6 protein-coding genes are annotated in these 3,323 nt (G+C 45.0%); all 6 read right to left on the bottom strand.

What is annotated here, in order from left to right:
* Positions 1-378 precede the first annotated feature (378 nt).
* The 6 genes from LC574_RS32370 to gloB all read right to left on the bottom strand — a co-directional run bounded on the left by LC574_RS32370 (position 379) and on the right by gloB (position 3,052).
* Entirely contained in the window at positions 379-774 is a 396-nt protein-coding gene (locus LC574_RS32370; RefSeq protein ID WP_229457691.1) for a hypothetical protein, read from the bottom strand.
* Positions 774-983 carry a hypothetical protein gene (locus LC574_RS32365; RefSeq protein WP_229457690.1) on the bottom strand — a complete coding sequence of 70 codons (210 nt, stop codon included), beginning with the start codon at positions 981-983 and terminating at the stop codon, positions 774-776. The genes LC574_RS32370 and LC574_RS32365 overlap by 1 nt, the downstream gene beginning before the upstream one ends.
* Positions 984-1,179: 196 nt before the next feature.
* The gene (locus tag LC574_RS38350; RefSeq protein ID WP_267871748.1) at positions 1,180-1,314 is read right to left on the bottom strand and encodes a DnaB-like helicase N-terminal domain-containing protein; all 135 of its coding nucleotides are present in this window, start codon (positions 1,312-1,314) and stop codon (positions 1,180-1,182) included.
* Between the two features lie 158 nt (positions 1,315-1,472).
* Positions 1,473-1,931, bottom strand: coding sequence for a 50S ribosomal protein L9 (gene rplI, locus LC574_RS32360; protein WP_229457692.1), 459 nt, complete (start codon positions 1,929-1,931; stop codon positions 1,473-1,475).
* Positions 1,932-2,013: 82 nt separating this feature from the next.
* Positions 2,014-2,238 (bottom strand): hypothetical protein, encoded by a 225-nt coding sequence (locus LC574_RS32355; protein WP_229457689.1) that lies wholly within the window; start codon positions 2,236-2,238, stop codon positions 2,014-2,016.
* 40 nt (positions 2,239-2,278) lie between these two features.
* Positions 2,279-3,052, bottom strand: a complete 774-nt coding sequence (gene gloB / locus LC574_RS32350) for a hydroxyacylglutathione hydrolase (RefSeq protein WP_229457688.1) — start codon at positions 3,050-3,052, stop codon at positions 2,279-2,281.
* Positions 3,053-3,323 lie beyond the last annotated feature (271 nt).

Here is a 3,323-nt window from a genome sequence, read left to right as displayed (position 1 = left end):
CAGTATCGCTAATTTGAGGAAAGTCTATATTAGACTACTTTCTATGATTCCCTTTTGGGATAATAGGCTACTATTTGGTCAAGCTTAAGCAAAATATTTATTTCTAATAACTCTCAATATGAAATCCCCAGGTGATATCGGCAGTTAAGCAGGTATCGAGCTTATTTGTTACACCTTTGCAGTTTGCTTTTGGGACTCTAGCCATTGCTCGTAGGCTTGTTGATCTCCACCAAACGAATCCACAGAGACTTGACCAGAAAGAAAAAGGTACAAGCCCCTAAATTTATTTATGGAAAAATAAAAAATGTATTTCGAGACGCGCAGCGCAAGAAATACGGCGTCCGCTGACTCAAGCCCCTAAATTTATTTATGGGTTTCTTACTTTTGACTTTTGACTTTTGACTTTTGACTTCCCCGAAGGGGCTGACGCTCTGGCATTGGCTTAAGGGGTGCGTTGATTGGGTTGTACTTGCAGTAGCAGATCACAACCATGTCGAAGCCCATGCCAACAGGAACTTCAGGCGTATAGGCTTCAACTCTCACCACTTCCCAATCACTCTGACGATAATGAGTTTTTGACTCTGGATAGCTGGGATCGGCAAACTGATCGACTCGAATAAATTCAGGTGGGCGATAACCAGGTTCAGGCAGTGCTTTGTCTGAGCAATCGTAGTGTTCAAACAGGGTTTTTGTGAGAGAACCCGTATGAGCATACTTCCGATCTTCCCAACCTGGTTGACGCTTTTCAGCACGGAAGACGATCCATTTACGCATTAGTCTTGCTCCTTTTGAGTGTCGTAATAGGATTTTGGAAACTCGGTTTTGCCTTCAAACACACAATCGACCTCAAGAATGGGATCTCCCGTCTTTTCGACATCAACCAATTGCCAGCTATATTTCTCAGCCATTTCTTCACAGCAATCCTCGTCAACTGCTGCATGACGTGACTTGTTTTCGTCTTCGTCGTACCTGGGTTTTGGCATACTGATAATTGCTCCTATTTCGGTGTACTCGAATTTAGGAGAAGTCGTCTCGGTTGAGTGTGTCCGTACTCACCGGCGTGCATTCAATGTTTATATTATATAGGTACTAGGCTGAATAATAGTTCAATTGAACTATTATTCACATTTAAGCCTTTTGCTAGCTTCGTTTCAAGCTTTTTAAAAGCATTCGCGTTACTCAATTGATCGCTTCTGGATCTAGCAAAATACCCCCCAAAATCGCTTCTTCAGCCTCAATATTTTGTGGTGGGAGGCGTAGTTTACCGCCGTAGGCATCGCTACCATCGCCTTGAAAACTCAGTGCTTCAGCCATAAACGATTTTAGTTTTGAGATTTTGTTAGAGACGCGATTAATCGCGTCTGTACAGAAGTTAGGAATTAGGAATTGTTTATGACCCCTGCTCCCTCATCCCCCTCATCCCCCTCATCCCCCTCATCCCCCCCTGCTTCCTCTGCTCCCCCTGCTGTCTCTTAGCTAGCGACGACTTGAATATCGACTTGTGCCGCTACTTCCGAATGCAGCTTGATTTCGGCTTGATAAGTACCAAGGTGGTTAATATCGGGGATGGTGATTCCACGCCGATCGATTTCTTGACCGGTGGCTGCCTTAATTGCATCTACAACATCTTGGGTGGTGATAGTACCGAAAATTGCTTCGTTTTCACCAACTGACTTGGCAATTGTCAAGCTGCCAACTTTTTCTAAAGATTCTTTTTGCTCAAGAGCTTGTTGTCTGAGTTCTAATTGCCGTTGACGCTCTTGCTCACGACGGCGTTCTACTTGCTTGAGAATACCAGGAGTGGCATTGGTTGCCAATTTCTGGGGAATCAGATAATTACGAGCGTAGCCAGGGGCTACTTCTACTAAATCGCCAGATTTTCCCAGCTTACTGATATCCTGATTTAAAACTAACTGCACGCGCTTCGCCATCGTTTTTCGTTTTTCCTGTAAAATCTGATTAATTTGGGTTTGGGCAGCATAGCTCACAATGTCAGTGGTGTATTCCAAGCTTCTATGCCCATACCCTAAAGCTTACAGATCCTAGCGAAAGGAAGGGTGCGATCGCAACTATTAGAGAAAATTGAATGAATGAGGGAGTGGGGAGTGGGGAGTAGGGAGTGGGGGATGAGGTAGTAGGGGGAGCAGGGGGAGCAGGGGAGGCAGGGGAGGCAGGGGGAGCAGGGGAGGATGAGGGAGATGAGGAAGACAAGGCGAATAACCAATGCCCAATGCCCACTTGCCCTGAGCGAAGCCGAAGGGATGCCCAATGCCCATACTTAAAAGTTATTTCTCATTTCCCGTATCCGCGCAAAGGTTTGCACTGCATCGCTACTCTTAACAGTTGATTGTAATGATTGCTGATCCCAACGTAAAAAGGGATTGGTTCGCTTCTCCAGCCCCAGCAGCGAGGGGATGGTAGCTTCTCCTCGGCTACGGTAAGCTTTTACTTCATTGAAGCGTCTTTGTAAATCGGCATTGTCGCCATCCACAGTTAGGGCAAATTGCAGATTTTTTAAGGTGTATTCGTGGGCACACCAAATGCGTGTATCATCGGGTAGAGAGCGCAATTTGCTTAAAGAGTCTACCATTTGGCTCGGTGTTCCTTCAAATAAGCGACCGCAACCGCCAGAAAATAAGGTATCGCCGCAAAATAAGTCGCCTGTCTCGCCAGCTTTTTCCGGGGGAAAGTAGTAAACGATGTGAGCGCGGGTATGTCCGGGAACGAAGATAACTTCAGCTATACGGTCTGCAAACTGGACGCGATCGCCTTGTTGCAAAAACACCTGTTGTCCGGGAATTCTACCACGATCCTCCGCTCCTCCATAAACTATCAGTTGGGGGAATTGTTCTATTAGTTGCTTATTACCACCCACATGATCGTTATGGTGGTGCGTATTAAAAATTGCTACTAATTCAGCTTTTAATTCTGCCAGTTTCTCTAATACTGGTAGAGACTCCGCCGGATCAACAACGGCGGCAATATTTTGTTTATGGTCGTGTAGCAAGAATATGTAGTTGTCTGAGAGTGCTTCCAGACGGATTACCTGCATTACCTTTGCCTCCCTTACAACATAGATGTTTGGTATCGAGTAGCAATCCTAAGTCTAAGCAAGTAACCAGGCTACTTGCATAAATTATTTTAAGTATTTATACGCAATTAGCACAAATGTAATGCGTCATTAACAGTTATGATAATATAGCAATCCGATTTGATTTTTGAACTTATTTGCGTAGGCAGGGAGTAGGGAGTAGGGAGTAGGGAGTAGGGAATCAGCCCTTTCGAGTTGTACGGAGTTTTTTCAAAAATCAAATAGGAGTCCT

Source organism: Nostoc sp. CHAB 5715, assembly GCF_020829685.1.
GTDB lineage: Bacteria > Cyanobacteriota > Cyanobacteriia > Cyanobacteriales > Nostocaceae > Nostoc.
This window is presented reverse-complemented; position numbering and strand designations above follow the sequence as displayed.